The following is a 26,860-nucleotide window of genomic DNA, read 5'->3' on the forward strand; positions in this document are numbered from 1 at the left end:
ACGCTTGCAACAAATCGCTCATAACCACGGTGAATCATCGACGATCATCACCGTCAAGACTAAGTTAGCGCCTATGGGGTCGAGCCCGAGGATGACGGAGTGTGTGGGAAACTACGCAGCAGATACCGCGAACATGACAAGATAGGCGCCTAACGCCGTAGGACTTTTCCAGCGCTGCCTAGCCGCCAATACTGATGACAGCCTTGATCACCCATTCTTCTCATGCGCTTATCACTCGCGATCATGGACGACGCCCATGATCTCACCCCTGCGGGAGACACTCACGAGGAGATCGTCCCCGTCTCGCCATGCTCTGATCAGATATCGTTCACCCACGTCCCTCACATCTCTGACGCGATAACCACGCCGTTCGAGGAGGCGAACCGCATCGTCTGGCCCGAAATTGTCCCGACCTGGGCGCCATCCGCTTCGCTGGTCGTGGTGGCGATTCCATCGCTGCAGAAAATCCGTTTCCGTCTGGTTGTCGTCAGGATCAGCATAGAATTCCGATCCCTGGCCTTCCTGGATGACCACCTGCGCACGGGCAGGCACCACAAGCGGCATTGTCAGCGCAATAGTCATTGCCAAGGAAGCAATTCGCATTTTCATCGCCCGACCCTTTCCATCACTCAATTGATGAACATCTGCCGAGTATCCGGCGGGCCCTACTTATGGACACTTCCGTTTTCGTCTGTGTGCTTTTTGATTGAGAAATGTTGCGCGAAATCGCGGGCGCCGGTCTGAGTCAGAACCGCGTTGTTTCCGGGCTCACCCATTAGAACGTCTTGTGGAAAGACCAAGGTCCAACGGCTCCCGACGAGATTTGCCGGAAGCGTTCAAGGCAATCGCTATGCGACTTCGTACCTTGGGATTGCCCTAAGCACCAACACTGATCACCGCCTTGATCAGCCCATTCTTCTCATGCGCCCAGCGCGCGAGATCGCGCGGTGCATCGGCAAGCGTCGTGCGGTGGGTGATGAGTTTGTCCACCGGCACCAGCCCTTTGGCGATCGAATCCGCCACATGCTCGAAATCGACGCGGGTGGCGTTGCGGCTGCCGATCACCATCATCTCGCGCTTGTGGAATTCGGGATCGGAGAAGCGGATATCGTCCTTGACGACGCTGACCAGCACCAGCGCGCCGCCATGGGCGACGAAGGAGAAGGCCTTTTCCATCGAAGGGCCGTACCCCGTCGCATCGAAGACCACGTCGAAACCGTCGCCATTGGTCTTTTCCCGTACGGCTTCCGCTGTCGCCTCGTTGGCAACGATGCCGGAAATGAAGCCGAAGCGCTCGGATGCCATCTGCAGCCGCTCGGTGCTGGTATCGAGCAGCGTCACCTCATGGCCGGCAATGCGCGAGAAGATCGCCGCCCCGAGCCCGATCGGCCCGGCGCCGATGACGAGCGCCCGCTTTCCCGCACCGGTCATCGAACGGCGCACCGCATGGGCGCCGATCGCCAGAAACTCGGTGGTCGCCGCCGCCTCGAGGCTTACACCTTTGGCGGCATAGAGGTTCTCGGCCGGAACCGAAATCTCCTCGCAGAAGGCGCCATCCGTATGGACACCGAGCACCTTGATATTGGTGCAGCAATTCGGCTTGTCCTGACGGCAGGCGATACATTGCCCGCAGGAGAGATAGGGATTGACGATGACGGGCGTGCCGACCGCCATGGCAACGCCGTCGCCCGCTTCCAGCACCGTCGCCGAGATCTCATGCCCCATCACCCGGGGATATTCGAGGAAGGGATGTTTGCCCTCGAAGATGTGGTAGTCGGTGCCGCAGATGCCGACATGGCTGACGGCAAGCCGCACCCAGCCGGCGGCGGGAGCCGCTGGCGAAGGACGCTCGACGATATCGAGCACGCCGGGCTCCCGGCAAAGAACTGCTTTCATGACGGGTCTCGCATTCCTGAAATGGAAGAAGCCGGCTGGTTCAGGCCGGCTGTCTCTTGCTCGCCTCTTAATTGCTCTTGCGGCGGCGCAGCTGGTCGAAGAACACGATCACGATGATCAAGAGACCGGTGATGATACGCTGCCAGAAGGAGTTGACGTTCAGAAGGTTCGCGCCGTTGTTGATGGTGGCGAGAATGAAGGCGCCGATCAGCGGGCCGTGCACCGAGCCGACCGCGCCGAACAGGCTGGTGCCGCCGATAACGGAGGAGGCGATCGCCTGCAGTTCCCAGCCGTCGGCCTGTGTCGCATTGCCGATCGCGATGCGCGAGGCCAGCAGCACGCCGACGAAGGCGGCGAAGGAGGCCGAGAGGATATAGGCAAGGTAGATCATGCCCTTGACGTTGACGCCGGAAAGGCGCGCCGCCTCGGCATTCGAACCGACCGCGAAGAGATAGCGGCCCCAGCGGCTCAGATGCAGGAAGATGAAGGAGGGGACCGCCACCAGGATGACCATCCAGAACAGGCTCGGAATACTGAGCAGATCGGCGCGGGCGAAATTGCTGAAGCCCTCATTGGTGATGTTGATCGTCGAACCGTTGGTGATCAGCAGGCCGATGCCGCGCAGCGATGTCAGGGTTGCCAGCGTGATGATGAACGGCGGCAGGCCCATATGCACGATGCCGAAGCCATGGAAGGCGCCGATCGCCACACCCATGAGCAGCGTCAGCGCGATCGCACCCCATACCGGTACGCCGGCCTGCAGCAGCCAGGCGATGATCACCGTGCAGAAGCCGACAATGGCGCCGACCGAAAGGTCGATGCCGGCGGTGATGATGACGAAGGTTTGGCCGAGTGCGAGGATCGCCGTCATAGCGCCCTGACGCAGCAGGTTCGAGATGTTGAGCGGCGTCCAGAAGCTCGGGGTGACAACGGCGAGCACGATCCAGAGGAAGATCAGCAGGCCGATCAGCGTCAGGCCGAACAGGATGTTCATTTTCCGGCGCGGCGGCGGTGCGACGATTTCTGTGGGGGTGGCAGTCATGAATTTTCTCCCTCTTATTCTTTTGGCTCAGACGCCGATCGCTTCGCTGAGCACTTGTTCATGCGTCGCCGCGTGGAAATCATGGCTCGCGACGATTTTGCCGGCGCGGAAGACGTGCAGCCGGTCGGCCAGTTCGTAGACCTCGGGCAGGTAGGAGGAGATCAGGATGATGCCCGCGCCGTCCTTCAGAAGCTTGGCGAACAGCCGGTAGATTTCCGCCTTGGTACCGACGTCGACGCCGACGGTCGGCTCGTCAAAGATGAAGAGCCGGGCGCCGTGGCTCAGCCACTTGCCGATGACGATCTTCTGCTGGTTGCCGCCCGACATGCTGGAGGCCGGAACGCGCCGGCTCGGCGTCTTGATGCTGAGATCGCGGATCTGCTTGTCGGCATTGGCCGATTCGCGTGCGTGATTGATGACAGGACCGTGGCTGAGGCGCCCGAACACCGGCAGGTTGATGTTGAGGCCGATCGGCAGGTTGAGGCAAAGCCCCTGGTCGCGCCGGCTTTCGGGCGCGAGCGCAATGCCGAGTTCCATGGCGGTGCGTTCGTTGCGGATATCGACACGTTTGCCCCTCCAGTGGATTTCGCCGGCGCTGATCGGCTGGCGTCCGTAGAGGCCGAGCGCGAATTCGCTGCGGCCGGCGCCGATCAGCCCGTAGAGGCCGACGATCTGTCCTGCCTTGACGCTGAGCGACACATCTTCGAAGCCCGGGCCGGAGAGGCCCTTGACCTCGACGATCGTCTCGCCGATCGCAATCTCTTCCTTGTGGTAGATCTGCTCGATCGAGCGGTTGATCATCAAAGCGATCAGTTCGGCATCGTTTGTCTCGCCGATCAGCCGCGTGCCGACATGCGTGCCGTCGCGCAGCACCGAGACACGGTCGGCCAGCTCGAACACTTCCTCCATACGGTGGCTGATATAGACGATCGTGACGCCTTCGCCCTGCAGGCGGCGGATCAGCTTGAAGAGCTGCGCCGATTCCTGGCGCGTCAGATAGGCCGTGGGTTCGTCGAAGATCAGGAACTGCGTGCCGCGCATCGCCGCGCGCGCCGTCGCCACCAGCTGCTGCTGGCCGATCGTCAGCGAGCTCAACAGCGCACCGGCCGGCAGGCCGAAGCCGAGATCGTCAAGCACGGCCTGCGCCATCTTCTCCATCTGCTTCTTGCGCATCAGGCCGTAGCGGTTGACCTCGTCGCCGAGGAAAAGATTGGCGGCAACCGTCAGGTGCCGGCACAGCACGACTTCCTGGTGGACGGCGTTGATGCCGCGGGCGATCGCCTCGTTCGGCGTCGACAGCCCCACCGGCTGGCCGCACCACAGCACTTCGCCTGCCGTGCGGGTAATGACGCCGGTCAGCAATTTGATAAGGGTGGATTTGCCGGCGCCGTTTTCCCCGACGATGGCGTGGATTTCACCGGCAAGGAAGGTCAGCGTCGCTGGCTTCAGCGCCTGCACATGACCATAATTCTTCTGCAGGCCCTTGAGTTCGAGGATAGGCGATCCGGCGGGAATTCGATTGGCTTCTTTCAGCGTCGCGCTGTCATCATGGCGATGACTGACCTCTTCCAGTCCGATCATGGACCTCTCCTCCTTGTGTCGCCTCTGCTCTCCATCCCGCACAAAACATACCACGGATGGAAAAGGCCGCGCCGGTTTTTGAAGCCGGCGCGGCCTGTCTGTTTTTGTTACTTGATCTTCGGGTTCAGAAGTGCGTCGATCTTCGGATCGGCCATATTCGCCTTGGTGACGAGATTGGCACCGGTATCGACATTTTCCGGAACCTTCTCGCCCTTGGAGACGGCAAGCGCGGTCTTGATGCCGTCATAGCCCATGCGATAGGGGTCCTGAACGACGAGGCCGGCGATCGCGCCATCCTTGAGGAAGCCCACCGTCTTGTCGTCGCTGTCGAAGCCGATGACCTTGATCTTGTCGCCGAGCTTGTTTTCGGCGATCGCCTGGCCAACGCCCTGCGCCAGGATGAGGTTCGAGGCGAAGACGCCGACGAGGTTCGGGTTGGCCGTGATCAGGTCGGTCATCATGTTGAGGCCGGTCGTCGCCTGGCCGTCGCCATACTTGTCGGCGATGACCTTCAGGCCGGGATGCTTGGTCTTGATCTGATCCAGGAAGCCTTCGCGGCGCTGCTCCAGCGAGCCGACGCCGGGAAGATTGGTGAGGATGACGATATCGCCTTCTTCCTTGCCGGTCATCTCCTTGATGGCGGCGGCAAGACCGTCGGCGGCGATGCGGCCGCCCTGGACGTTGTCGGTCGTCAGGAACGACTTGAACGCCTTGGAGTCGGCGCCTGAGTCGATGCCGATGATCGGAACCGACTTGGCGGCTTCATCGATCGGCTTGCCGAGCGCCTTGAATTCGGTCGGCGAAATGACGACGGCGGCCGGCTTGCCGGCAACGGCGTTCTCCAGAATGCTGATCTGGCCGTTGACGTCGGATTCGGCCTGTGCGCCGAGTTCCGGCACGTTGACGCCGAGATCCTTGCCGGCCTTGCGGGCGCCGGCCAGAACGATCTGCCAGTAGAAGGACGTCGTGTCCTTGACGATGATCGGGATCGTCACGTCGGCGGCAAACGACGTTGCCGGCATCGCCGTGGCGATGACTGCGGCACCTGCAAGCGCGGTAAAGGCGCGGCGGGACAGAAGGGATTTCACGATACTCATAAGGGTTCTCCTCTCAGGGTGCGTTCTCCTCCAAATAAATCGGCCGCTGAACGCAGGCGGACGATTTTTATCGATAAAAAACATTTGCCGGGTGAAGCTAGCCGAGGCGCAATCAAATTGCAAGAGCGCCAAACCGGCTTTTTTTCTTTGGCAAACTCCCGCCAAGCAACTGATTTTATTCCAATACCACGATACCCTAAAATAGGGATCAGGCCATGTCGACCTCATCAGGATGGACTACGCCTTTTTTCAAAATCAGGTTGCCGTACAGCCGGAATTCCGTCGTCGCGACGATGTAGGTGGCCTTGCGAGCCATCGCGTAGAAAGCAAAACGCTCTACCGGCACGATGCGGAAATCGCCGGCGTGCTTGGAAACGATCTGCTGGAATTCGGTGCAGACCTCCGGCATCGCATCGGGATCGCCGACCACCTCCATCCGCCACGCCGCTTCCGGCACGAACGTGTCGAGCGGCATATGCGTCAGGATGGCCTCGGCCATCGCAGTGGCGCTGACGCCGTCGGCGCGGATGACCGGCGGACCCATCGAGCCCGAGGGAAAATTGGCGTCTGATATGACGATGTCGTCGCCATGCCCCATGGTCTTCAGCGCATGAAGCAGGTCGGGTCCAAGCAGCGGATGAATACCCTTGAGCATAGTCTCTCCTCAGACTCGGACGGCTTCGGCGCCGAGCGGCGGCGCGACCAGCGTATAGGGTTCGAATTCGGCATAGATCTCGTCGGCAAGCCGCGGCTCGACGATCTCCATATTGCGCGTCAGGCTCGACGGCTTGGCTGTGCCGATCAGCACCGAGGCGACGATCGCCTCGCGTAGCGGAAACTGCAGGGCGGGCGCTGCCAGCGGCACTCCGTGGCTTTTGGCGATCGCTTCCATCGCGCCGACCTTGGCAAGCACATCGTCATCAGCAGGCATATAGTCGAAATGCGAACCCGGCACCGGGCCGGTGGCGAGGATGCCGGAGTTGAAGACGCCGCCGACGACGAGCGACGTACCCTTCTGCCGGCAGAGCGGCAGCAGTTCGGCGACGGCCGAGCGGTCGAGCAGCGTGTAGCGGCCGGCAAGCAGGATGCAGTCGAGATCGGAATGGCGCATGACGTCGAGGCAGACGGGCACTTCGTTGACGCCGAGGCCGAAGGCGGAGATCGCGCCAGACGACTTGAGTTCCTCCAGCGCCTTCACGCCGGAATCGAGAAACTGCTTCTGGTGGACCGCGTTTTTCGCCGCGCCATGTGTGTAGACGCCGAGATCGTGCACATAGAGAATATCGATGCGGTTGAGGCCGAGGCGCGCATAGCTGAATTCGACCGAGCGCATGATGCCGTCATAGGAATAGTCGTAATCGGCGTCGAAGGAGAGCGGGTCGACATAGCTGTAATCAGGCACGGTGCCGGTCGGCACCGGCCGAAGCAGCCGGCCGACCTTGGTGGAAAGCACGTAACTGCCATCCGGCTGGTCGCGCAGGAAGTCGCCGACCCGCCGTTCGGCGAGGCCGAGCCCATACCAGGGCGCCACGTCGAAATAGCGGATGCCGCTGTCCCAGGCCGCCTGCAGCGTATCCATCGCCTGCTCGCGCGGGCAGGCGCGGTAGAGACCGCCGAGAGCGGCGGCACCGAAACTGATTTCGGTCACCTCCAGCTTGGTCTTGCCGATCCGTCTCTTCTTCATCATGCCTCCTCGCGAAGAACTTGAGCTTGGTCTATGGAGCAATCCCAGGAAAAGTGTGAAGCGGTTTTCCGTCCGGGATTGCGTACTTCAAATCAATCGGAAAAGTGTGAAGCGGTTTTCCTGGGATTGCGTCAAAGCAAAGGCTAGAGCGTCGCGCCCAGATGCCAGGGCACGAATTCATTGTCGCCATAGCCGAAGAGCTCGCTCTTGGTCTTCTTGCCTGATGCCGTATCGACGATGAGATCGAAAATTTCGCGGCCCTTGCCGCTGATCGTCGCATCGCCGGTGGCGATCGTGCCGCAATCGATGTCCATGTCCTCTTCCATCGAGGCATAAAGCGCCGAATTGCTGGAAAGCTTCAGCGACGGCGCCGGCCGGCAACCGAAGCAGCTGCCGCGGCCTGTCGTAAAGGCGATCATGTTTGCCCCACCGGCCACCTGGCCGGTCGCCGAGACCGGGTCGTAGCCGGGCGTGTCCATGAAGACGAGGCCGGGGGCCGTGACCCGCTCGGCATAACCATAGACCGCCGTCAGCGGCGAACGCCCGCCCTTGGCGACCGCGCCGAGCGATTTTTCAAGGATGGTCGTCAGCCCGCCGCGCTTGTTGCCGGGCGACGGATTGTTGTCGAGCGAGGCGCCGTGCAGCGCGACGTAATCTTCCCACCAGGCGATCTTGTCATCGAGCTTCTTTGCCACCTCGTCGCTGACGGCGCGGCTGCGCAAAAGGTGCTCCGCACCGTAGATTTCCGAAGTCTCCGACAGGATCGCCGTGCCGCCGGCCGCCGCCAGCAGGTCGGCCGCGACGCCGAGCGCCGGATTGGCGGTGATGCCGGAAAAGCCGTCCGAGCCGCCGCATTGCAGGCCGATGATGATCTCACCGATCGACATCGCCACGCGCCTTTCCTTGCCGACATCGGCGGCTATCTCGCGCAGCATGCCCATGGCGCGCTCGACAGCGCGGCGCGAACCGCCGGCATCCTGGATGTTGAAATGCCGCTTCGAGGCGCCGGCGCCGCTCTGGCCGTACAGCGTCAGCTGGTTGACCTCGCAGCCGAGGCCGATCATCAGCACGCCGCCGAAATTCACATGTCTGGTGTAGCCGGCGAGCGTCCTATGCAGCACGTTCATGCCGTCGCCGGTCGAGCTCATGCCGCAGCCCTGGTCGTGGACGATCGGCACGAAACCGTCGATGCCCTCGTAATGCGGCAGTATCGTCCGGTTCGCCTCGTCGGCGATCGCCCGGCAGACCGTGGTGGAACAGTTCACGCTGGCGATGATGCCGATATAGTTGCGCGTCGCCGCCCGCCCGTCGGCGCGGCGATAGCCCATGAAGGTGCGCGCCTTGTCATCGGTGGTCGCCGTTTCCGGCGCCGAATTGGCGGTCGCCGCCAGCCGGTCGTTTTCGAAATGCAGGTTGTGGCTGTGCACATGGTCGCCGGCCTTGACCTCGGCCGTCGTGCGGCCGATCGCCTGTCCGTATTTGACCACGGGTGATCCGAGCGGAATATCCGCAATCGCCACCTTGTGGCCGGGGTCGATCTTCTCACGGGTCTGAATGCCGGCAACCGTCGAACCCGGCGCAATTGCCGCCGTTGCGACCGCGACATTGTCGCCGGCCGAAAGGATGATCCAAGGCAGTTTGTCCAAGTCTATATCTCCCTGGGAAAGGCTCGCTACATCGGCGAAAGCGCATTGATTTTGTTTTTTATCTACAATAAACATTTTCAAGTCAACGGGAATATTGATCCTGTGGACGAGGGAGGCAATGAGCCGCAGGCGACCGGAATTAAGCTAAAGGTCGTTTGAACAAGCCCCGGTCCGCTCCGTCCTGCTTTGAAGCGGGCGACGGTCACGAGGGCGGAAAGCGGGGTCTGGTGGCAAGGCAGAATACGGTCTTCAAGGAAGCCTACAACAGGTATGCCGCAGCCCTGCGCACGGATACGGCGCTGCCCTCGGAACCGGAGATCGCCGCCCAGCTCGGCGTCAGCCGCTCGACGGCGCGCGCCATCCTGACGCGGCTGAGCGAAGAAGGCATCATCCGCTGGAACAAACGCCAGAAGATCGTGCTGCGCCAGCCGACTGACCACGACCTCTTTCCCTCCGAAGAAACCGATTCCCTGCACGATATTATCGAGCGCAGCTTCATGCAGCGCATCCTTGCCGATGATGCCGCGCCCGGCATGCAGATCAACGAATTGGAGCTTGCCCGCGAGATCGGCACCGGCACGACCAGCGTACGCGAATTCCTGATCCGTTTCTCCCGCTTCGGCCTCATCGAGAAACGCCCGAACAGCCACTGGACGCTCAAAGGGTTCACCCGCGAATTCGCGCTTGAGCTTGCCGATGTGCGCGAGATGTTCGAGCTGCATTCCGCCGCCGAATTCGGCCGGCTTTCCAGGGATAATCAGAGTTGGGCCGATCTTGCCGCCATCCGCGACGAACATCACGCCATGCTTGCCGACATCAACCAGCGCTTCAAGGATTTCTCCGTCCTCGATGAGCGCTTCCATTTGCTGATCCACCGTGCCTCGAAGAACCGCTTCATCGCCGATTTTTACGACGCGATCGCCATCGTCTTCCACTATCACTACCAGTGGAACAAGACCGCCGCCCGCCAGCGCAACGAGCGCGCCATCCACGAGCATCTGGATTATATCGCAGCGCTGGAATCCCGCGACCAGGCGGCAATCGAAACCGCCTGCCGCGCGCATCTGCACTCCGCCCGCCAGACCCTCCTGCAATCCCTGCCGCAGATCGCCACCGAAACCGCCTGAGGTGGCGGGGGCAACGCCAGGAAAGCGTTGTCTTACGGAGCGGATGCCAGCCCTGGCACGTTTCGGCGCGACGGGGACATTTATAAATCCGTCACGATATGTCGGCAAAACCTCTGGGCTGGTCCGGATGCCGCGTCAAAGCTATTGAAATAACCTCCTCGATGCGCATGGTCGACGCATCCACCGTTTGCGATGCGCGATGATCATGAATGGAGAGCAAGTTTCACCGATGGAAAACACCTTTGCCCCTTCCAGCAACATCGAATGGACGCTGGCTGATTTCCTGAGCACCTATCGCTATTGGGCTCTGTTTTTTTCCTCGCTTCTTTTGGCAATCGGCGGACAAGGTTTCAGCACGGTCCTTCCCTTGATCTCGCAAATGACCGGCAGCAGCGCTCAGACGATCGGGATCTTCTATTTCGGCTCCACTCTTGGCTGGGTTGCCGGCGCCTTCCTGGCGTTTATCGTCGCGAGCCGCCATGGTCGGTCGGCTTTGATTTCGCCCATTCTCGTCTGTGCCATTGTCGCCATCAGTTTTCTGCCGGCGCCTGCATTGTGGGGATCGCCGGCGTTTCTGTTTTTGTTTGGTGTGGTGTTCGGCACGGTTCGGGCCGTTTTCCCTCTCGCGATCGCGATATTTCTGGTGGGCGGGCAACCGGGCAAAATCGACTTCGGCTGCGCCCTCACTCTCTTGTCGACGACGATCCTGATCTCAGCCTTTGCTCCGATCGGCGCGTCGTGGTTATACGGCCTCGATCTAGGCGCCGTGCCTGTCGTTTCGGCTTTCCTGGCCTGCCTGCTTCTTGCTGTCATATTGCTGGTGCCGGCCGGAAACCTGGCCTTCGATGAAGCTCCGCGTCCGCGACACACGCCGCTTGCGCCGCGCCGGCGATCCCCTCTCCTGGTCGCTGTCATCCTGTTCACGCCGCCGATCCTGATTCTTCTGATGGCGTTCGGCGTCCATCTGTTTCAAGCGAATGATGCCGACGTCACCTCTTCCCCCGTCACGCTGCTTTTAGCACTTCTGGTCTTCGGCATTGCTGTGGCCGCCTTTATCTATCTGGCCTATTGGGTTTATCGCACCCATGGGGAACTGGCGGGCGCCGCACGGTCGCAGCGCCTGCTGACGCCGCTTGCTGGCATGCTGATCGCCATCCTCGTGCCGCTCGGATTGCCGGTTCTTGTCATGACCCTTGGTGATCTCCTCAATGATCGCGCACGCGACAGAGGCCATGGAAGTTTGATTTCGATTGCCTGGCTCGGGATCTGGAGCTTCATCTTGCCGCCGGTCGCGATCGGAATGATCCAGAACGCGGCAAACGAAAGCTATGGCATGGGCTCAGACGCGGCGTAATAGCGACAGCACGGTCGCGGTCTTCCGGTGATTGCCTGATTTTCTCGACAAGCCCTCTGATGCGATGTTCGCCACCGGCATCATGAAACATTTCGATGTGTAAGCCGTTATCGCGCTTATGGCCGACGCTAAACTCAAACCGAAATCGGTCGATGGCACCGAACCGCACGGTGCCGAGAAGTCGCGCCAGGAGACGGCATCGACTGCAGAAGTCGCGCTGCCGCCAGATGCCATCGACCCCGATCCGGAGTTGACGCCTGAGGAGGCCGAGCAGGCGCGCAGGCGGTATTTGCTGAAGCGTTTCTGGATCAGCGCGCGCCGCTATTGGGGCCGTGGCGGTGACAAGCTCGCCTGGCCATGCACCATCGGGCTATTGACCCTGATCGGCATGAATGTCGGCTTCCAGTACGGAATCAATCTCTGGAACCGCGCGATTTTTGACGCCCTGGAGCAACATAATGCCCGCACCGTGTATTTCCTGAGCGTCGTATTCCTGCCACTGGCGCTCGGAACTGCAGCCCTTGTCACCACACAAGTCGCCCTTCGCATGATGATCCAGCGCCGCTGGCGTTCCTGGCTGACGACCGCAGTCATCGCGCGCTGGCTCGCAAGCGGTCGTTACTATCAGTTGAACCTCATCGGCGGCGACCACAAGAACCCCGAAGCGCGCATCGCGGAGGATTTACGGATTGCCACCGAAGCGCCTGTCGATTTCATCTCTGGCGTCATTGCCGCCTTTCTGTCGGCCTCGACCTTCATCGTGGTGCTCTGGACGATCGGCGGGGCCCTCACTGTGACGATCGCCGGTTGGACCGTCACCATTCCCGGCTTTCTCGTCGTCACTGCGGTCCTCTACGCCGCGATCACCTCCAGTTCGATGACGGTCATCGGCCGCCATTTCGTCCGCGTCTCCGAGGCGAAAAACCAAGCGGAAGCCGAATTTCGCTACACGCTGACGCATGTGAGGGAAAACGGCGAGAGCATCGCCTTGCTCGGCGGCGAGGAGGAGGAGCGGAACGACCTCGGCAAGACCTTCGCCAACGTGCTCAGGCAATGGGCGCTCCTTGCACGCCAGCACATGCGCACAGCCCTTGTGTCGCAGGGATCGAGCCTGTTTGCGCCGGTCGTCCCGGTTCTGCTGTGCGCTCCAAAATTTCTCGAAGGCAGCATGACGCTTGGGCAGGTCATGCAGGCTGCCTCTGCCTTCGCCATCGTTCAGAGCGCGTTCGGATGGCTGGTCGACAATTACCCTCGTCTCGCCGATTGGAACGCCTGTGCCCGGCGTATTGCTTCGCTGATGATGTCGCTCGACGGGCTCGAGCGCGCCGAACAGAGCAACGCGCTCGGACGCATCAAGCGCGGTGAAACGGAAGGCGATGCGATGCTCAGCCTGAACGATCTCTCCGTGTCGCTTGACGATGGCACCGCCGTGGTCAAGGAAACCCAGGTCGTGATCGAACCAGGCGAGCGGGTGCTCGTCGCCGGCGAATCCGGTTCGGGCAAGAGCACGCTGGTGCGCGCCATCGCAGGTCTTTGGCCGTGGGGTGAGGGCAGCGTCAATTTCCACGCCGACAGACGATTGTTCATGCTGCCGCAACGGCCCTATATTCCGTCCGGGACGCTTCGCCGTGCCGTCGCCTATCCCGGTGCCGCCGATAGCTGGACGCCGGATGAGATCAAGGCGGCGCTCGACAAGGTGGGGCTCGACTATCTGAACGACAAGATCGAGGAAGACGCGCCCTGGGACCAGACATTGTCCGGCGGTGAAAAGCAGCGGCTCGCTTTTGCGCGTCTGCTGCTCCACCATCCCGATATCATCGTACTGGATGAAGCAACCTCAGCACTCGATGAGAAGAGCCAGGATAAGATGATGCAAATGGTGATCGATGAATTGCCTGAAGTCACTATCGTCAGCGTCGCGCATCGGGCTGAGCTCGAAGCCTTCCATAGCCGCAAGATCACGCTGGAGCGGCGCGAGGGCGGCGCAAAACTTGTCAGCGACATCGATCTCGTCCCGCGCAAGAGAAAACGGAACTTGCTGTCACGCGTTTTGAAGAACCCCTCCTTGCCGAAAAACAGCACGACCTCGAATAAAGACAGCGCAGTCCCCGAATAGAATTGTCCGTTTGGCCACAAAACCATCAATCGCCTGACGAAGCCTCTGCGTTCGCAATCTGATCCAGATTTTCGATCAGCCGCTTGAGCAGATCGACCAATTGTCCCGCTTCCGCACCCGTGAACCCGGTCAATGCCTCACGATTCCCTTGGAATAGGGTCGTAATTGCCTCCGGCATGCGTTCCTGTGCGGTTCTTGTCAGCACGATGCGGCTGCTGCGACCATCAGCCGGGTCGCGTGTCCGCTCAATCAAGCCATCCCTCTCCATGCGTGCGAGCATCTGCGCCATCGGCGGTTGCTCGATCCTGGCAAAGCGGGCGAGGTCGCGCTGTGTGCTTGCCTTGCCATTTTGCAGCGCGACGAGGACAGGCAACTGACCGACACCGAAGCCGAGCGGTTTAAGCCGTGACTCGCTGAGGCGGGCAAACCCCCGCGCCGCAAGACTGATGAGATGGCCAGGCGTAGAAAGCACGTCTTCATTCATTCGCTCACCTCTTGCCTGCGCTTGACCGCGAGATATATATGTACGTATGTATCTTGACGCGCGGCAGGAGGCAATGCCGTTTCGATGCCGCCCAGAGAAAGTTTCAATCTCCACTGAGGAAACGAAATGTCCAACAATGACGTCGAAATGATCAAGCGCATCTATGCCAGCTTCAACGCCAGAGACATCGACGCTGTCCTGGCCGTCCTTTCCGATGACGTCGCCTGGGCCAATGGCATGGACGGCGGCCACATCAATGGTCGTGAGGCCGTGCGCGACTATTGGGGACGTCAGTGGGCTATGATCAGTCCACACGTCGAGCCGGTCGCATTTGAGGAAACCGAAGAGGGCGCTGTCGCTGTCGAGGTCATCCAATCGGTGTTTGACCTCGATGGCCGGCCGCTGGAGGGGCAGGCCCATGGCCTGAAGGACAAGACCGTGACGCATATTTTCCGCATGGAAGGCGATAAGATCGTTCGCTTCGATATCCAGGATGCCCTGTAAGCCCAGCGTGCTCTGTAAGCTGGTACTCGCTATTCACGGATGACCGCTCCTGTTGCAAAGCGCCATTGTCAGACCCGCCTTTCGCCCGTCGGGCCGCTTGGCTTGTGCGTTCAGTTCGCGCTTAGCCGGCGGTATCGGTTCAGAGCCTGCGAGCTTCCAGACGCCGCTTGTCGCGCTCGACATAGTCGGAGCCCAGCTCTGTCAGACGAAATTGCCGTTTCTGGAATTCCCCGCGGATCAAGATGAAACCTTGCTCTTCGGCTTCGCTCAATGTCTTCAGGCTGGTGCCTTTAGGGGGAGACTGCCAAGCCATGCCATCGGCGCTGTGCAGTAAGACCATGATCTTTATAATTTTGTTTCTCCATGGCTGATGCATGCAGCCGGGCTGCATCGCATCAGCAATCCGCTGGTTCCGTATTCTTGATTTGGCACCATCCAGGAGAAGCCCATTGATTTAAAAGGATTATTTTTGGCTAGTCCGGAGTTTCGCAAAAGCTATCGTATAAAAGCTCCAATAGGCTTGGTCAATTCAATCACTCCGTCCCAACGGGTTTGGTCGCGCCTGGCGATTGGCCCGATGGCGTTTATTTCCATTGAATCCCGACATCAGCGGCGCATAGTGCCGACGTTCCCGGCTTTGCCGGTTGAACGGATGGGGGAGCCGGTGCATGTCAGCAAATCTCGACGATATCCGTAACCAGCAACGTGAGACATGGGACAAGTTTTCGGCCGGCTGGAAGAAATGGGACAGCTTGGTTCTCGGTTGGCTCGCCCCGTTTGGTGACGCCATGCTTCGGCGCGCCAATCTCTCCAACGGCTTTAGCGTGCTTGACATAGCCGCCGGCACTGGCGAACCCGGCCTGACGGCGGCGGCGGCAATCCCCGAGGGTCAGGTTGTCGTCACCGATCTCTCGGAAAATATGCTGACTGCTGCCGCCGAAAATGCGGCCAGACGTGGCCTCAAAAACTTCGAAACTCGCCTATGCGATGCGGGAGCGTTGCCTTTTGCCGATGCCAGTTTCGACGCCGTCCTATGCCGGTTCGGGTTTATGTTCTTCCCGGATATCGCTGCCGCCGCCAGGGAGATGGCGCGCGTCGCAAAGCCCGGGGCGCGGGTCTGTGCCGCAGTCTGGAGCGCGCCTGCCAAAAATCCATGGGCGACCACGATCATGGGCACGATCGCCCGCCACGTGGACATGCCCCCGCCGCCCTCCGGTTCTCCGGGCCTGTTCCGCTGCGCGGGGGAAGGCATGATGGTCGAGACCTTCAAAGAGGCGGGCCTTCTCGACGTCGCCGTGGAAGAGGTGTCGGCGATGATGGTGCACGATGCCCCGGCGAGCTATTGGGACTTCATGACCGAGATCGCCGCGCCTGTTGTCGCCGGACTATCCAGGGCCGACGCGGCAACACGGGAGAAGATCTGTCGTGAGGTCCTGGAGCTCGCTCTCCAATCCGTCAGCGACGGCAAGGTTCACCTTCTCTCAACAGCAACTGTGATCACAGGCACGCGATAGCCTCAAAATCTCGTCGACAACGACGGCGAGCGGGAGCGTGGCGTCGATGACGACACCACACTTCGGAATATCCTCTTTCATTGCATGCAATCGCACAATTAGCTCCCGTTCGGCAGGCAGGTCACAACATGATCCCGTATTGCCGCAGCACTTTCCAAAGGCGACGTGAACGTCACATCTAGGGTTAGCGCGTGCTGGTGCGGGATATCAAGAACCACGGCCTGTTGGCTTCGGTTTCTTGAAGTCTCGACGTCGGTCGTTTTCAAATAGTCGCGCCTTGCGGGGGAGGAAACGCGACGCGCCAATTCTTCTTCGGCACAAAGCAATCTCACCGGAACGAAGACCGCGGCGCGCTGTCTGGCGGCGTCAACAAACTGTTGGTACGTCCGCGTGCTCCGCTCATCGCCTTCGACGCCGGCATGGGTGAAGATGAAATTCGCCGACGGGCCGCTATAGGTGGCGATTGCATCCAGGACGGCCTGCCGGACCCTGCCGGTGTACTCCCAGACACCCTTAGGCAGCGGAGCGGTCTGATCCTCGTCGAGGAGGCGCAAGATCGGGTTGTTGAACCAGTGATTGTCAATGATCTTTGCTGATAGAAGCGAGCCGAGTTCTTTGGCGATTGTCAGCTTCCCGACGCCCGGAAACCCCAAGAGCAAAACGAAAACACCCATCGTCCGACAACTCTCCCAATACAATCCACCGGCAACAACGCAGTGCAGAACATTGTCTGGAATCTACCAGAATTTCCACCATGGACGCTTTGGATCGGGAGGCATCGAAGGCTCGGGCGCGAGTATGGCTTTCATCACGATCATCTCGCCATCATGGTCATAATATTCTCCCTCTTCCCCCTGGACTTTGGCTTCGAGAGATTGGGCGATAAGCCACATTTTCCGACGGATTTCTTGATCAGGATTTTTGACAACGATGTTGTCTCCGCTCCACCAAAGCCATGCGGCGTTTTTTCGATTTTCGCCGCGGGAGTATCCTTTCCACACGCATATGCCCGCCTGTTCCACCCGTAAAACACCCCCGTCGGCGGCGGGAGTTTCGGCAAAACCGTCATGCTGAATTTCGGGATCACTGGCAACGTACTCGAGCCATTCGTCGAGAGCGATCGATGGAGAGGCATCGAACCAATTTGCCTTACGGGTAATGTGAAGATCGTAACCCATCAGAGCCTATTACCTAAGTCGCGCCGAACGGCTGAGCCGCCTAATGCGAAGCCGCCTCGCTTGCGACGGCCGCCCCCTCACGCTTCTGACTATGCCCGACCGGGATCAGCCAGGTGGTGAAGAAGGTCAGCACCGCAACAACGACCACGCCCCAGAAGCTCCAGTGCAGCGCCGCATTGAAGACGGCGCGGATCGCCGGATCGGCGGCGAGCGCCGAGAGCCCGGTCGGCTGGTTCAGTGCGTCATGCAGTCCTGCCGCCGCTTCGCCGCTCGCATAGTGATTGATGCCGGCATTGAGGATGGCGCCGAGCACGGTGGCGCCGAGCGTATTGCCGAGGCTGCGGGCAAAGATGATCGAGGCGGTGGCACTGCCGCGCATCGACCATTCGACGCTGTCCTGCACCAGCACGATGCTGGTGAGGCTGATGAGACCCATGCCGAAGCCCATGAAGAAGGAGCCGGCGCCGGCAACGACCGGCGAACTCTCAGGCGTCAGGAACAGAAGAAAACAGGCGCCGAAGGGAAACAGCAGGCTGCCGACGCGCAGCGTGCGGCGAATGCCGAAGGCCTTGTAGAAGCGGCTGGAAAGCATCACCGCCAAAGGCCAGCCGACGACGAGCATGGTGAGCGTGAAGCCGGCAACAACAGGCGAACGGCCGAGAACGCCCTGCACATAGATCGGCAGGATTGTCGAAAGCCCGATCAGCGCCATGCCGGCAAGCAGTGTTGCCGCATTGCTGGTCGCAATCAGCCGGCGGCTCCAGAGCGGGATTGAAATGATCGGCTCCGGCGCCCGCTTCTCCTGGGCGAGGAAGAGGATGCCCGCGACCACGAAGACGGCAAAAAGCGAAAGCAGGATCCAGGCGCTGGCATCGGTTTCCGTCAACATGACGAGCAGTGCCACGATCGAGATCGAAAACAGCACCGAGCCGAGGTAATCAATCTTTGCCTGCTTGTGCGCCACGTCCTCCTTTAGGAAGATCATGAAGGCGATGATCGAGATGATGCCGATCGGCAGGTTGATCCAGAAGATCCAGGCCCAGGAGATGTTGTCGACGATGATGCCGCCGGCAAGCGGCCCGACGACGGCCGAGGTCGCCCAGACGGTCGCCATCGCACCCTGCACGCGGCCGCGTTCTTCGAGCTTGAAGAGATCGCCGATAACAGTCATCGTCACCGGCTGGATGGCGCCGGCGCCCAGCCCCTGCAGCAGCCGGAACAGCACCAGCGACATCATCGACCAGGCAAGCCCGCAGAGCAAAGAGCCGACGAGGAAGATCAGGATGCCGCCGATCAGCACCGGCTTGCGCCCAAAAATGTCGGAAAGCTTGCCGTAGATAACAGTGGTCGTCGACTGCGCCAGCAGGAAGGCCGAAAACACCCAGCTGTAATAGGAAAAGCCGCCGAGCTGCCCGACGATGCGCGGCATCGCGGTCGCCACGATCGTCGCCTCGATCGCCACCATGAAGGTCGCGAGCATGATGGTGGCGACGATAAGCACGCGGTTCGAGCGTTGCGCTACATTCGACATGACGATCCTCTTCGGGTGCTCCGCAGATGCCGGAAATATCGGCAGGCTGGCTTTGGTGTGGGGCGATGCGCCGCTTGCGGAGTGATACCGTCCTTTTACGTCCTCAAGCCCGGCCGGTAAAGCAGGCCGCGCCCGGTTTCTCATGATGGCATTTGTTTTCGCGTCGAGGGAAGGTGGGTCGAAAACGGAGGCCCCGCGCCATTCCGCCCGGGCCTCCGTTCCATCAGGGGGGAAGGCAACTAATCACCTTATCCTCATTGCGGGCATGCCTCAGTGAGCGAGCCGCTGTCCGCGCTTCCCCCGGTGCAACCCCGCGTCTGCTGCAGGTTGGGATTGACCCCGCCGGGATTGATCGTGCTGCGGCCGCTGTTGAGGTCGACGCCGCCATTGCCGGTCGTGCTGCCGGTGGTGCCGGGATCGATTCCGACAGAACCGGTTCCCGCCGAGCCTGTGCCGACAGACCCGGTGCCCGCTGCACCGCCGCTGACAGACCCAGTGCCAGCCGACCCGGCCCCGGCGGAACCGGCTGCGCCCGAACTCCCTGATCCGCCGATGATCGGCGCCACCGATAGCCGCCCATTGGCATCCGCGCCACCGGCCGTCTGGGCCAGCGCCGAGCCGGCGAGACCGACCGAAAGCAGCGATATCGCGATGAACTTGCAGGACATGATTTTCTCCATGCTGGTTGTCTCAGGGAGAAAACCAGCTGGTCGGCGGCATTGTTCCGGGATGGATTGGGCTGGTTGGCCCTATTGCGCCGGAGGCGGTGACCTCGGCCTGGCCTCTTCAGCCCTGACGATCACTGCGGGCGGGTACCGTTATTCCCCTGGTTACCGCGAAAATCGCTCCAAACATTCCGCCAACGACGATCCCTGCAGAGCCGCCCGCCAACGCTGCAATGAGGCAGTAGACGATCCAGGAGCCAACACTGGATGCATCGGCCTGGAACAAGGTGGATACGACGCCGATTGCTCCGCCAAGGATACCCAAGACAATGGCAACCCCCGTCACAGCCTCCGATGGATCAATGGTAGGGATGCGTGACGCTTGGGCGGCATCATGTTCAACCGGCGGAGACTGGCTATCCGTGTCTTCCATTCGACCCTCCTTCAAAGCATTTACAATCGATCCTTCAGCCGCTGAGAGGCTTGTCGTTCTTTTCGGACAATATCCTTTCTGCTGCGCCATCCAGATCTTCGTACTGACCGGTGCGCAGGGACCAAAGGAAGGCGCCAAGCCCGGCGATGCCCATGAACAGAGCTATGGGTATCAGAAACGACAATGCGCTCATTTATCCCACTCCCGCCAACTTTTTTATCCGCCGCATTTCCCGCTCTGGCGGCGTTCCGTCAATCTCAAGCCTCATCGCATTCGCGACGACCAATATCGACGACGTCGACATCGCTATCGCGGCGATGAGCGGGTTGGCATAACCCAACAGCGCGAGAGGAATGCTGCACGCATTGTAGACGATAGCCAATGCGAAATTTTGGCGGATCAGCACGGCCGCACGACCCGCCGTCGTCAGCGCGACCTTTATTCCGTCCATGTCTCCATTGAGCAGGATGAAATCGGCGGCGCTGCGACCGATGTCGCTTCCTGACGCCGGAACCATGGAAACATGCGCGGTCTTCAGCGCGACCGCGTCGTTTATTCCGTCACCAATCATCATCACCTTGCGTCCGAGACCACGCAACGCATCGATCGCCTCGGCCTTGTCCTTGGGGAGGGCGGCTGCTTTTACGGAGTCGATTCCGACTTCCCGTGCCACTGCAAGAGCCGCTTCGGGGACATCGCCCGTCAGCATTTCGACAGCGATGCCGCGGCTCTTCAAGAACTGCACCGCCATCGCCGACCCGGCTCGAACCTTCTCTCCAAAAACGAAAGAGGCGAGGATTTCTCCCTGTCGCGTCAGGACGATAGTAGAAGCTGCAGCAGTCCGGTCGTCTGCATCGCCGCTCACCGCCCATGCCGCTCGCCCAAGTCGATAAACTTCCCCTCGGAAAGACGCCTCGAGACCGTTGCCTTGTATCTCCCTGACGTCATCGAGCGCGAGAGCCTCCCACTCACGCCGTGAGGCGTAATCCGCGATCGCTCTCGACATCGGATGGCTCGAAAACCGCGACAGTGACACAGCCAGTGAAAATTCCCGTGGTCCGGTCCAGTTCCCGGTCAACAGCGTCGGCTCGTATTGCGTCAGCGTACCGGTCTTGTCGAAAACGACGGTGTCGATTTCCGCCAAACGTTCCAATGCCGATCCGTCCCGTGCCACGATGCCGTGGGTGAACAATCTGCGTGCTGCAACGACCTGAACCATCGGAACCGCCAGTCCCAGCGCACAAGGGCAGGCAATGATCAGGACCGAGATCGAAATTGTCAGGGAGAGGTGGATGTCCTGTGTCACCGCAAACCACGAAAGGAATGTCAGCACCGACAGTCCGTGGATAACCGGAGCATAGAGACGCGCGGCCCTGTCGGCGAGTATCTGGTATTGAGACCGGCCGTCCTCGACGGCTTCCAGCATCCTATGCAGCTCGGCGAGTGTCGAATCTCCTGGTGCGGCGGTGGCTTCGACAGTCAGGGGATGGCCGACGTTCAAATCTCCCGCGCGAACCTGTCCGCCTGGTCCAACCGCTTCCCAGCGGCTCTCTCCCGTCAGCAATGAACGGTCAAGTTCCGACTGGCCGGAGAGAATCGTCCCGTCAGCTGGAATTCTATCGCCGGCTGCAATCAGGGTGCGGGTGCCGGAAACGATGTCGCTCAGTGGAACATATTCGATCCGTCCATCCGCGCGGATCACATTAGCGCCTTTCGGCATCATGTCGGCCAGAGACGCCGCCGCCGATCGCGCCCGCCGTCGCATCAGATGGTCCAGCGTGCGTCCGACGAGCAAAATGAAGATCAATGAGGTACTGGCCTCGAAGTAAGCTTGCCGTCCTTCGGCGAACGTGTCGTATACGCTGAGACCGAACGAGAGCAGGACGCCGATGCTGACCGGCACATCCATGTTTGCCCGACCGTGCACGAGCGCCCGCCACGCCGACCGGTAGAATGTCGCCCCGGAGTAGATCACGGCCGGTAGTGCGAGCGCGGCCGACATCAGGTGGAGCGTCTGACGTGTTGCCGGGTCTGCGCCCGCCCAGACCGATACGGACAGCACCATGATGTTCATCGAGCAAAAGCCGGCAACTGCCAGCGCGCGCAGCAGCCCTGATATCTCACCGTCCGGTTGATCGCGGCCTTCCATCGGCAAGACGGCCGTGTACCCGATCGTTCCGATCAGGGCGGCAAAATCGGGCGGCGAACCATTTTCCGCGTGCCAATGGATGGTCACACGCTTCGCCGTCAGATTGGCGCGCGCCATGTGAACTTCGGGGTGCTTGCCAAGCGTCGATTCCAAAAGCGCCATGCATGCGCCACATCGCATGTCCGGGACGGACAGGGTGATCTGCCTGAGACCACTGCCCAAATCCTTGCTTGCCAACGCAACCTCGTCCACGCCCGGCCTTCTTGGTCCGGGCTCGGGGAGCGACGACGCAATTGACGCGCAGCAGGTCATTGTCCCTTCCTCGCTACCTCATTGCCTTGTAGGCATGCCATGTGGCGTGGCCGAGCAAAGGAAAAACGACGATGAGTCCGACAAGTCCCGTCAGCAGGCTGGCGAGGAAGAGGGCGAGCACGATCGCACCCCAGACCATTGACGGTCCCATGTTGTTCCAGACCATGACAACGCTGACGCCCATCGCTGTGAAGGCGTCTATGCGCTTATCCAGAAGCATCGGAATTGAGAACACCCCGATTGCAAAAGCGAATCCAGCGAACAATGCGCCGACACACAAGCCGACGATCAGCATGCCCCAGCCCGAGGGGGTGGTGACCAATAGCCTTGCTACGCCACCAAGGCCGGGGAACGGATTAACGCCGAAAAAGAGCGCGTAGATAATGACCGCGGCCCTCATCCAGAGCAGCATCACCATGCACAGCAGCATCCCCGTGAAGAACACCTGCCCTCCAGCTCTCGGCCGGACGAATAACATCTGACGAAGCGAGATGCGCTCGCCGTTCGCCAAACTCCTGCTCTTGACATAGAGCCCTGCGGCAAAGAGCGGGGCGACGATCAATATGCCCGCCAATGCAGGAAAGAGAAGATAGTCGCGCTCGAGCCGAAACAGCATCACGGTGGCCGCCAACGCAAGTAAGAACACCACGAACCCGTAGGCCAGACTTGGCCAGGGTTGCCGGATCAAGTCCTGCCAGCCTTGGCCAAGCCAACCGAGAGGAGCGCCGAGGGGCAGATGCCGCTGCCACTTGGGATTCATCGTCTCCTGTATCCCTGATACCTCGCTCCGATATCGGCCGGAAGTGTCGTCCTGCGGCATCTGATCCTCCTCGCGCATTCAGCAAGCTGAAGCGGCGGCCCTGAATTGGTTGGGTTGCTGGCCTTTTTCCTTGATATGCTCGATGCAGGCGGGCTGAGTGGTGATCGCCATGTAAACAAAATGGGCGTTGGCGCCGACAAAGATCGCGCCGGTCAGTCCGATCAGCAGCCACTTGAAAACGCGGGGTATGGGGCTCTTCGCTTCGGGCGTCACGGCTGACCCCCACCCAGCTTGTTCACATAAAGCGCGAGTATCTTTATCTCAGCTGGACTTAGGCGTTCGTCCCAGGTGGGCATATGTCCCTGCCGTCCGCCATGGATCGACTGGACGATCCGTTCGATACCCCCGCCGTAAATCCAGCGGCCGTCGGTCAGGTTCGGCGCACCGACATCCTGTTTGCCTTTGGCATCTTCGCCGTGGCATGCCACACAGCTAGCCATGAACACTTGGCGGCCAGCAGCGATCTGGCTGGCGTCTACGGATTCGGTGGACGTATTGCTCAACGAATAGACATAGGCGGCGACGTCGCTCACCTGTTTTCGGTTGAGCATTTCATCTGTTCCGAACGCAGGCATCTGCGACACGCGGCTTTGCGAGTGCGTCGTATTGACGCCCACCGTCATGGTCTGGACGATTTTTTCTGGTCCTCCACCCCAAAGCCAGTCGTCATCGGTAAGATCGGGGAAGTCTCGTCCGCCCTTGCCGTCCCTTCCATGACAGGCGGCGCAGTTGTCTCCGAACAACTGGTGGCCGCTGGAGGCCACCTTCTCCATCAGCTTTTCGTCGGCACGGATTTCATCAAAGGAACTGGTCTCGATCTTCTCGATCCAGGGCGCGCGCGAAGCATCGGCTTCTATGATCTTTCGCTCTACCGCCTGTTTTTGACTCGTGCCGATCAGGCCCCTCGTATATGTGCTTCCAAGCGGCCAGGTCGGATACAGTATCCACCAGAGAGCGGCGAACAGGTGGGTGATGATCAGGAAGAGCAGAACCCCGCGCGGTACAGGAGTATCGAGCTCCTTGATGCCGTTCCAGATGTGTCCCGTCGTCTTCCTGCCTGTTACGGGATCGACTTCCTCTATCGCCATGGGGTGTCGTCCTTATCGAATATGTCCGTTTCCGCCCGATCGAAGCGCGCCTTGTTGGAAGGCCAGAAGGTGTAGATGATCACCCCGATCGAAAACAAAATGAGATAGAACAGGCCCCAAACCTTGGACAGTTCCAACATGGTTTCGTGGGTAAGATCCATTTCAAATCCCCTGAGGAATCAATTGTTGGGGTTCGGCATCTGCTCCGGTGCCGCAGTGTTCTGGTAGGCAGCCTTTGTGAGCCGGCCAAGCACCTGCAGATAGGCGACCATGGCGTCCATTTCCGTCACGCTGGTTTTTACGCCGTCAAACGCAGAGACCTGCGTGTCTTGCCCATAACGTTCCGTGACGCCTGAGGACTGTTCGCTATCTGGATTGGCTTGGCCGAAGGCATCGGCAGACGCGTTTGCGACCATGTCATCCGTATAAGGCACTCCCACGCTTCTCAGGGCCGCCAGTTGGTCACGCAGATCGCCCAGATCGAGCGGGGTTGTCGCCAGCCATTGATAGGACGGCATATTGGATTCCGGGACGACCTCGCGAGGGTTGATCAAATGGGCCACGTGCCAGAGATCGGAATACTTCCCGCCGATGCGCGCCAGATCGGGACCCGTGCGCTTTGATCCCCACAACATGGGATGGTCGTACTTGGATTCGACCGCAAGAGAATAAGGACCGTACCGCTCGACCTCGTCCCGCAGCGTTCTGATCATCTGGCTGTGGCAGGCGTAACAGCCTTCGCGAACATAGATGTTCCGGCCCGCCGCCTCGAGGGGTGTGTACACTCTCATGTCGGGGGCGTCCTCGACCGTCTCGTGGATCGTGAACAGCGGGGCGATCTCGACGAGCCCGCCGACGCTTCCCGCTACAACGATAGCCAGCATAAACCCGACGGCCGTACGTTCCAGTCTTCCGTGCAGACGTTCGCTCATCTCTCACTCCGCCGGTGCGTTTTCGAGAATGCCCGAAGTCAGGGGCGCATCGTGAACTGCTCCCGCGGCGGGAGCTGTTCGTACGGTCATCCAGATATTGAAGCTCGCCACGATCGCCCCAAGGAGGAAAAGCAGCCCTCCGAAAGCGCGTGCGATGTAGTAGGGATACATCGCCAGCAGACTGTCGACGAATGAATAGACCAAACTGTTGTCGGCGGAATAAGTGCGCCACATCAAGCCTTGGATAATGCCGGAATTCCACATGGCGAAAACGTAGATGAGCGTGCCAGCAAGCGCCAACCAGAAGTGGACTTCGACCAGGGCTGCAGAATACATCCTTTCGCGTTTCCAGATCGATGGAACGAGTGTGTAGAACGCGCCGAACGTTATCATGGCAACCCAGCCCAGCGCACCGGCATGAACGTGGCCGACCGTCCAATCGGTATAATGAGACAGTGAGTTGACGGGTCTGATTGCCATGAAAGACCCTTCGAATGTCGACAGCCCATAGAAGAACGCCGCCATCATGATGAAGCGAAGAGTGGCGTCGTCACGCACGCGATGCCAAGCCCCGTTCAACGTGAGCAACGCGTTCCCGGCCGACGCCCACGACGGAACGAGCAGCATGACCGAGAACGTCATTCCAAGGTTTTGCACCCAGATAGGCAGCGCGGTGTAATGGAGATGGTGGGACCCCGCCCACATGTAGAAGAAGGTGATCCCCCAGAAGCTGAGAATGGACAATCGATAGGAAAAAATCGGCCGCTCGGCGCGGATCGGCAGATAATAGTAGAGCATCCCCAGGAAGCCCGACGTCAGAAAAAACGCCACGGCGTTGTGCCCGTACCACCACTGGACCATCGCATCCTGTACACCGGACCAGACCGTGTAGCTTTTGGCGTGTCCGAACGATACCGGCACTGCCAGGTTGTTGACGATGTGGAGGATCGCCACCACGATGATGAAGGCGAGATAATACCAGTTGGCCACGTAGATGTGGGGTTCCTTGCGCCGCGCCAAGGTGCGTACGAAGAGCGCGAAATAGGCGATCCAAACGATCACGAGCCAGAGGTCGGCATACCATTCCGCTTCCGCGTATTCCTTGGACTGGGTAACGCCCATGAAATACCCGCTGACCGCGATCAGACAGAAAAGGTTGAAGCCGAAGATCACGAACCAGGGCGAGAGTTGATCGGCCAACCTTGCGCGCGATGTTCGCTGAACGACATGGAATGATGTCGCGATCAACGCGTTTCCGCCGAAGCCGAAGATCACCCCTGTCGTATGGGCGGGCCGTATACGGCCGAAGCTCGACCACGCCGTATCGAAATTCAGGCTCGGCCAGGCAAGCTGTGCAGCTGCCCAGACGCCGATGAACATGCCAAAGATCGCCCACGCCAATGTGAAGGCCACGCCGACCTTGATCGGATCGTCATAGTAGCTGGAAAAGCGCGAAGCATCCGGTTCTTCGTCGAAAGCCGAAGTCAGGATGTAGCAGAACAACGCGCCGCAATACACAAGGACGATAGCGCCGTGAATGCCGATGGGATCGAAGCGGCCAGCGGCCGCCATCGCGACACCGACAACCATCAAAGCGATAAGTATAGCTGCCGCGAACCCCCGTTCGCCGGTCGTGAGTTGTCCCATTGTTCCCCATCCCCCCGGCTATGTCGATGATGGTGCGCCACAAAGCGTTGAAAGGCAATC

Annotated in this window: 28 protein-coding genes; 5 read left to right on the top strand and 23 right to left on the bottom strand. The window is 60.3% G+C overall.

Going from position 1 to position 26,860, the window contains the following annotated elements:
• Positions 1-231: 231 nt before the first annotated feature.
• The 8 genes from BS629_RS08745 to BS629_RS08780 all read right to left on the bottom strand — a co-directional run bounded on the left by BS629_RS08745 (position 232) and on the right by BS629_RS08780 (position 8,946).
• On the bottom strand, positions 232-609 hold the full coding sequence (locus BS629_RS08745; protein WP_018244611.1) for a hypothetical protein: 378 nt from the start codon (positions 607-609) through the stop codon (positions 232-234).
• Positions 610-876: 267 nt separating this feature from the next.
• A complete protein-coding gene (locus BS629_RS08750; protein WP_018244612.1) occupies positions 877-1,896 on the bottom strand; it encodes a zinc-binding alcohol dehydrogenase family protein in 1,020 nt (339 codons plus the stop codon).
• Between the two features lie 67 nt (positions 1,897-1,963).
• A complete protein-coding gene (locus tag BS629_RS08755) occupies positions 1,964-2,938 on the bottom strand; it encodes an ABC transporter permease (RefSeq protein ID WP_018244613.1) in 975 nt (324 codons plus the stop codon).
• Positions 2,939-2,965: 27 nt separating this feature from the next.
• Entirely contained in the window at positions 2,966-4,519 is a 1,554-nt protein-coding gene (locus BS629_RS08760; RefSeq protein ID WP_018244614.1) for a sugar ABC transporter ATP-binding protein, read from the bottom strand.
• Between the two features lie 107 nt (positions 4,520-4,626).
• Positions 4,627-5,616, bottom strand: coding sequence for an ABC transporter substrate-binding protein (locus BS629_RS08765; RefSeq protein ID WP_018244615.1), 990 nt, complete (start codon positions 5,614-5,616; stop codon positions 4,627-4,629).
• A 208-nt stretch (positions 5,617-5,824) separates the two neighbouring features.
• Complete coding sequence (locus tag BS629_RS08770) at positions 5,825-6,271, bottom strand: RbsD/FucU family protein (protein WP_018244616.1); 447 nt, start codon at positions 6,269-6,271, stop codon at positions 5,825-5,827.
• Positions 6,272-6,280: 9 nt separating this feature from the next.
• Entirely contained in the window at positions 6,281-7,300 is a 1,020-nt protein-coding gene (locus tag BS629_RS08775) for an aldo/keto reductase (protein WP_018244617.1), read from the bottom strand.
• A 143-nt stretch (positions 7,301-7,443) separates the two neighbouring features.
• A complete protein-coding gene (locus BS629_RS08780) occupies positions 7,444-8,946 on the bottom strand; it encodes a UxaA family hydrolase (protein WP_018244618.1) in 1,503 nt (500 codons plus the stop codon).
• A 227-nt stretch (positions 8,947-9,173) separates the two neighbouring features.
• Between BS629_RS08780 and BS629_RS08785 the strand changes: the two genes are divergently transcribed.
• The 3 genes from BS629_RS08785 to BS629_RS08795 all read left to right on the top strand — a co-directional run bounded on the left by BS629_RS08785 (position 9,174) and on the right by BS629_RS08795 (position 13,543).
• Positions 9,174-10,073, top strand: coding sequence for a GntR family transcriptional regulator (locus tag BS629_RS08785; protein WP_018244619.1), 900 nt, complete (start codon positions 9,174-9,176; stop codon positions 10,071-10,073).
• A 229-nt stretch (positions 10,074-10,302) separates the two neighbouring features.
• Positions 10,303-11,427: an MFS transporter gene (locus BS629_RS08790; protein WP_018244620.1), complete on the top strand. Its 1,125-nt coding sequence runs from the start codon at positions 10,303-10,305 to the stop codon at positions 11,425-11,427.
• A gap of 118 nt (positions 11,428-11,545) precedes the next feature.
• Positions 11,546-13,543: an ABC transporter ATP-binding protein/permease gene (locus BS629_RS08795; RefSeq protein ID WP_018244621.1), complete on the top strand. Its 1,998-nt coding sequence runs from the start codon at positions 11,546-11,548 to the stop codon at positions 13,541-13,543.
• A 25-nt stretch (positions 13,544-13,568) separates the two neighbouring features.
• Here BS629_RS08795 and BS629_RS08800 read toward each other — a convergent pair whose 3' ends face one another.
• Positions 13,569-14,027: a MarR family winged helix-turn-helix transcriptional regulator gene (locus BS629_RS08800; RefSeq protein ID WP_018244622.1), complete on the bottom strand. Its 459-nt coding sequence runs from the start codon at positions 14,025-14,027 to the stop codon at positions 13,569-13,571.
• A gap of 126 nt (positions 14,028-14,153) precedes the next feature.
• Between BS629_RS08800 and BS629_RS08805 the strand changes: the two genes are divergently transcribed.
• Positions 14,154-14,531: a nuclear transport factor 2 family protein gene (locus tag BS629_RS08805; protein WP_018244623.1), complete on the top strand. Its 378-nt coding sequence runs from the start codon at positions 14,154-14,156 to the stop codon at positions 14,529-14,531.
• A gap of 139 nt (positions 14,532-14,670) precedes the next feature.
• Here the strand turns inward: BS629_RS08805 and BS629_RS08810 are convergent, their stop codons facing one another.
• Positions 14,671-14,922 carry a hypothetical protein gene (locus tag BS629_RS08810; RefSeq protein ID WP_018244624.1) on the bottom strand — a complete coding sequence of 84 codons (252 nt, stop codon included), beginning with the start codon at positions 14,920-14,922 and terminating at the stop codon, positions 14,671-14,673.
• 277 nt (positions 14,923-15,199) lie between these two features.
• On the opposite strand from BS629_RS08810, the gene BS629_RS08815 reads away from it, so the two are divergent.
• Complete coding sequence (locus BS629_RS08815) at positions 15,200-16,045, top strand: class I SAM-dependent methyltransferase (protein WP_018244625.1); 846 nt, start codon at positions 15,200-15,202, stop codon at positions 16,043-16,045.
• Positions 16,046-16,143: 98 nt separating this feature from the next.
• Here the strand turns inward: BS629_RS08815 and BS629_RS08820 are convergent, their stop codons facing one another.
• The 13 genes from BS629_RS08820 to ccoN form a co-directional block, all read right to left on the bottom strand.
• Positions 16,144-16,719, bottom strand: a complete 576-nt coding sequence (locus BS629_RS08820; protein ID WP_018244626.1) for an AAA family ATPase — start codon at positions 16,717-16,719, stop codon at positions 16,144-16,146.
• 63 nt (positions 16,720-16,782) lie between these two features.
• Positions 16,783-17,223, bottom strand: a complete 441-nt coding sequence (locus tag BS629_RS08825) for a hypothetical protein (protein ID WP_018244627.1) — start codon at positions 17,221-17,223, stop codon at positions 16,783-16,785.
• 40 nt (positions 17,224-17,263) lie between these two features.
• Positions 17,264-18,754 (bottom strand): MDR family MFS transporter, encoded by a 1,491-nt coding sequence (locus BS629_RS08830; RefSeq protein WP_018244628.1) that lies wholly within the window; start codon positions 18,752-18,754, stop codon positions 17,264-17,266.
• A gap of 254 nt (positions 18,755-19,008) precedes the next feature.
• Entirely contained in the window at positions 19,009-19,422 is a 414-nt protein-coding gene (locus BS629_RS08835; RefSeq protein WP_018517355.1) for a hypothetical protein, read from the bottom strand.
• A gap of 118 nt (positions 19,423-19,540) precedes the next feature.
• A complete protein-coding gene (locus BS629_RS08840; protein WP_018244630.1) occupies positions 19,541-19,852 on the bottom strand; it encodes a hypothetical protein in 312 nt (103 codons plus the stop codon).
• 34 nt (positions 19,853-19,886) lie between these two features.
• Positions 19,887-20,045 (bottom strand): cbb3-type cytochrome oxidase assembly protein CcoS, encoded by a 159-nt coding sequence (gene ccoS, locus BS629_RS08845; protein WP_018244631.1) that lies wholly within the window; start codon positions 20,043-20,045, stop codon positions 19,887-19,889.
• Entirely contained in the window at positions 20,046-22,313 is a 2,268-nt protein-coding gene (locus BS629_RS08850; RefSeq protein WP_018244632.1) for a heavy metal translocating P-type ATPase, read from the bottom strand. It lies immediately after the preceding gene.
• A 13-nt stretch (positions 22,314-22,326) separates the two neighbouring features.
• A complete protein-coding gene (locus BS629_RS08855; protein ID WP_018244633.1) occupies positions 22,327-23,151 on the bottom strand; it encodes a DUF2189 domain-containing protein in 825 nt (274 codons plus the stop codon).
• Entirely contained in the window at positions 23,152-23,346 is a 195-nt protein-coding gene (locus BS629_RS08860; RefSeq protein ID WP_018244634.1) for a hypothetical protein, read from the bottom strand. It lies immediately after the preceding gene.
• Positions 23,343-24,221, bottom strand: coding sequence for a cytochrome-c oxidase, cbb3-type subunit III (gene ccoP / locus BS629_RS08865; RefSeq protein ID WP_018244635.1), 879 nt, complete (start codon positions 24,219-24,221; stop codon positions 23,343-23,345). The genes BS629_RS08860 and ccoP overlap by 4 nt, the downstream gene beginning before the upstream one ends.
• Positions 24,212-24,382: a CcoQ/FixQ family Cbb3-type cytochrome c oxidase assembly chaperone gene (locus BS629_RS08870; protein WP_003546168.1), complete on the bottom strand. Its 171-nt coding sequence runs from the start codon at positions 24,380-24,382 to the stop codon at positions 24,212-24,214. Before BS629_RS08870 ends, ccoP begins: the two co-directional genes overlap by 10 nt.
• An 18-nt stretch (positions 24,383-24,400) precedes the next feature.
• Complete coding sequence (gene ccoO / locus BS629_RS08875; RefSeq protein WP_018244636.1) at positions 24,401-25,153, bottom strand: cytochrome-c oxidase, cbb3-type subunit II; 753 nt, start codon at positions 25,151-25,153, stop codon at positions 24,401-24,403.
• Positions 25,154-25,156: 3 nt separating this feature from the next.
• Entirely contained in the window at positions 25,157-26,800 is a 1,644-nt protein-coding gene (gene ccoN / locus BS629_RS08880; RefSeq protein ID WP_018244637.1) for a cytochrome-c oxidase, cbb3-type subunit I, read from the bottom strand.
• Positions 26,801-26,860: the final 60 nt, after the last annotated feature.

This window comes from Rhizobium leguminosarum bv. viciae USDA 2370 (genome assembly GCF_002008365.1).
Taxonomy (GTDB): Bacteria; Pseudomonadota; Alphaproteobacteria; order Rhizobiales; family Rhizobiaceae; genus Rhizobium; species Rhizobium leguminosarum.

What these genes read in the sequence shown, in the direction of transcription:
- BS629_RS08745 (WP_018244611.1), bottom strand. Translation starts at nt 609, where the DNA reads ATGAAAATGCGAATTGCTTCCTTGGCAATGACTATTGCGCTGACAATG.
- BS629_RS08750 (WP_018244612.1), bottom strand. Translation starts at nt 1,896, where the DNA reads ATGAAAGCAGTTCTTTGCCGGGAGCCCGGCGTGCTCGATATCGTCGAG.
- BS629_RS08755 (WP_018244613.1), bottom strand. Translation starts at nt 2,938, where the DNA reads ATGACTGCCACCCCCACAGAAATCGTCGCACCGCCGCCGCGCCGGAAA.
- BS629_RS08760 (WP_018244614.1), bottom strand. Translation starts at nt 4,519, where the DNA reads ATGATCGGACTGGAAGAGGTCAGTCATCGCCATGATGACAGCGCGACG.
- BS629_RS08765 (WP_018244615.1), bottom strand. Translation starts at nt 5,616, where the DNA reads ATGAGTATCGTGAAATCCCTTCTGTCCCGCCGCGCCTTTACCGCGCTT.
- BS629_RS08770 (WP_018244616.1), bottom strand. Translation starts at nt 6,271, where the DNA reads ATGCTCAAGGGTATTCATCCGCTGCTTGGACCCGACCTGCTTCATGCG.
- BS629_RS08775 (WP_018244617.1), bottom strand. Translation starts at nt 7,300, where the DNA reads ATGAAGAAGAGACGGATCGGCAAGACCAAGCTGGAGGTGACCGAAATC.
- BS629_RS08790 (WP_018244620.1), top strand. Translation starts at nt 10,303, where the DNA reads ATGGAAAACACCTTTGCCCCTTCCAGCAACATCGAATGGACGCTGGCT.
- BS629_RS08795 (WP_018244621.1), top strand. Translation starts at nt 11,546, where the DNA reads ATGGCCGACGCTAAACTCAAACCGAAATCGGTCGATGGCACCGAACCG.
- BS629_RS08800 (WP_018244622.1), bottom strand. Translation starts at nt 14,027, where the DNA reads ATGAATGAAGACGTGCTTTCTACGCCTGGCCATCTCATCAGTCTTGCG.
- BS629_RS08805 (WP_018244623.1), top strand. Translation starts at nt 14,154, where the DNA reads ATGTCCAACAATGACGTCGAAATGATCAAGCGCATCTATGCCAGCTTC.
- BS629_RS08810 (WP_018244624.1), bottom strand. Translation starts at nt 14,922, where the DNA reads ATGCAGCCCGGCTGCATGCATCAGCCATGGAGAAACAAAATTATAAAG.
- BS629_RS08815 (WP_018244625.1), top strand. Translation starts at nt 15,200, where the DNA reads ATGTCAGCAAATCTCGACGATATCCGTAACCAGCAACGTGAGACATGG.
- BS629_RS08820 (WP_018244626.1), bottom strand. Translation starts at nt 16,719, where the DNA reads ATGGGTGTTTTCGTTTTGCTCTTGGGGTTTCCGGGCGTCGGGAAGCTG.
- BS629_RS08825 (WP_018244627.1), bottom strand. Translation starts at nt 17,223, where the DNA reads ATGGGTTACGATCTTCACATTACCCGTAAGGCAAATTGGTTCGATGCC.
- BS629_RS08830 (WP_018244628.1), bottom strand. Translation starts at nt 18,754, where the DNA reads ATGTCGAATGTAGCGCAACGCTCGAACCGCGTGCTTATCGTCGCCACC.
- BS629_RS08835 (WP_018517355.1), bottom strand. Translation starts at nt 19,422, where the DNA reads ATGTCCTGCAAGTTCATCGCGATATCGCTGCTTTCGGTCGGTCTCGCC.
- BS629_RS08840 (WP_018244630.1), bottom strand. Translation starts at nt 19,852, where the DNA reads ATGGAAGACACGGATAGCCAGTCTCCGCCGGTTGAACATGATGCCGCC.
- ccoS (WP_018244631.1), bottom strand. Translation starts at nt 20,045, where the DNA reads ATGAGCGCATTGTCGTTTCTGATACCCATAGCTCTGTTCATGGGCATC.
- BS629_RS08850 (WP_018244632.1), bottom strand. Translation starts at nt 22,313, where the DNA reads ATGACCTGCTGCGCGTCAATTGCGTCGTCGCTCCCCGAGCCCGGACCA.
- BS629_RS08855 (WP_018244633.1), bottom strand. Translation starts at nt 23,151, where the DNA reads ATGCGCGAGGAGGATCAGATGCCGCAGGACGACACTTCCGGCCGATAT.
- ccoP (WP_018244635.1), bottom strand. Translation starts at nt 24,221, where the DNA reads ATGGCGATAGAGGAAGTCGATCCCGTAACAGGCAGGAAGACGACGGGA.
- BS629_RS08870 (WP_003546168.1), bottom strand. Translation starts at nt 24,382, where the DNA reads ATGGATCTTACCCACGAAACCATGTTGGAACTGTCCAAGGTTTGGGGC.
- ccoO (WP_018244636.1), bottom strand. Translation starts at nt 25,153, where the DNA reads ATGAGCGAACGTCTGCACGGAAGACTGGAACGTACGGCCGTCGGGTTT.
- ccoN (WP_018244637.1), bottom strand. Translation starts at nt 26,800, where the DNA reads ATGGGACAACTCACGACCGGCGAACGGGGGTTCGCGGCAGCTATACTT.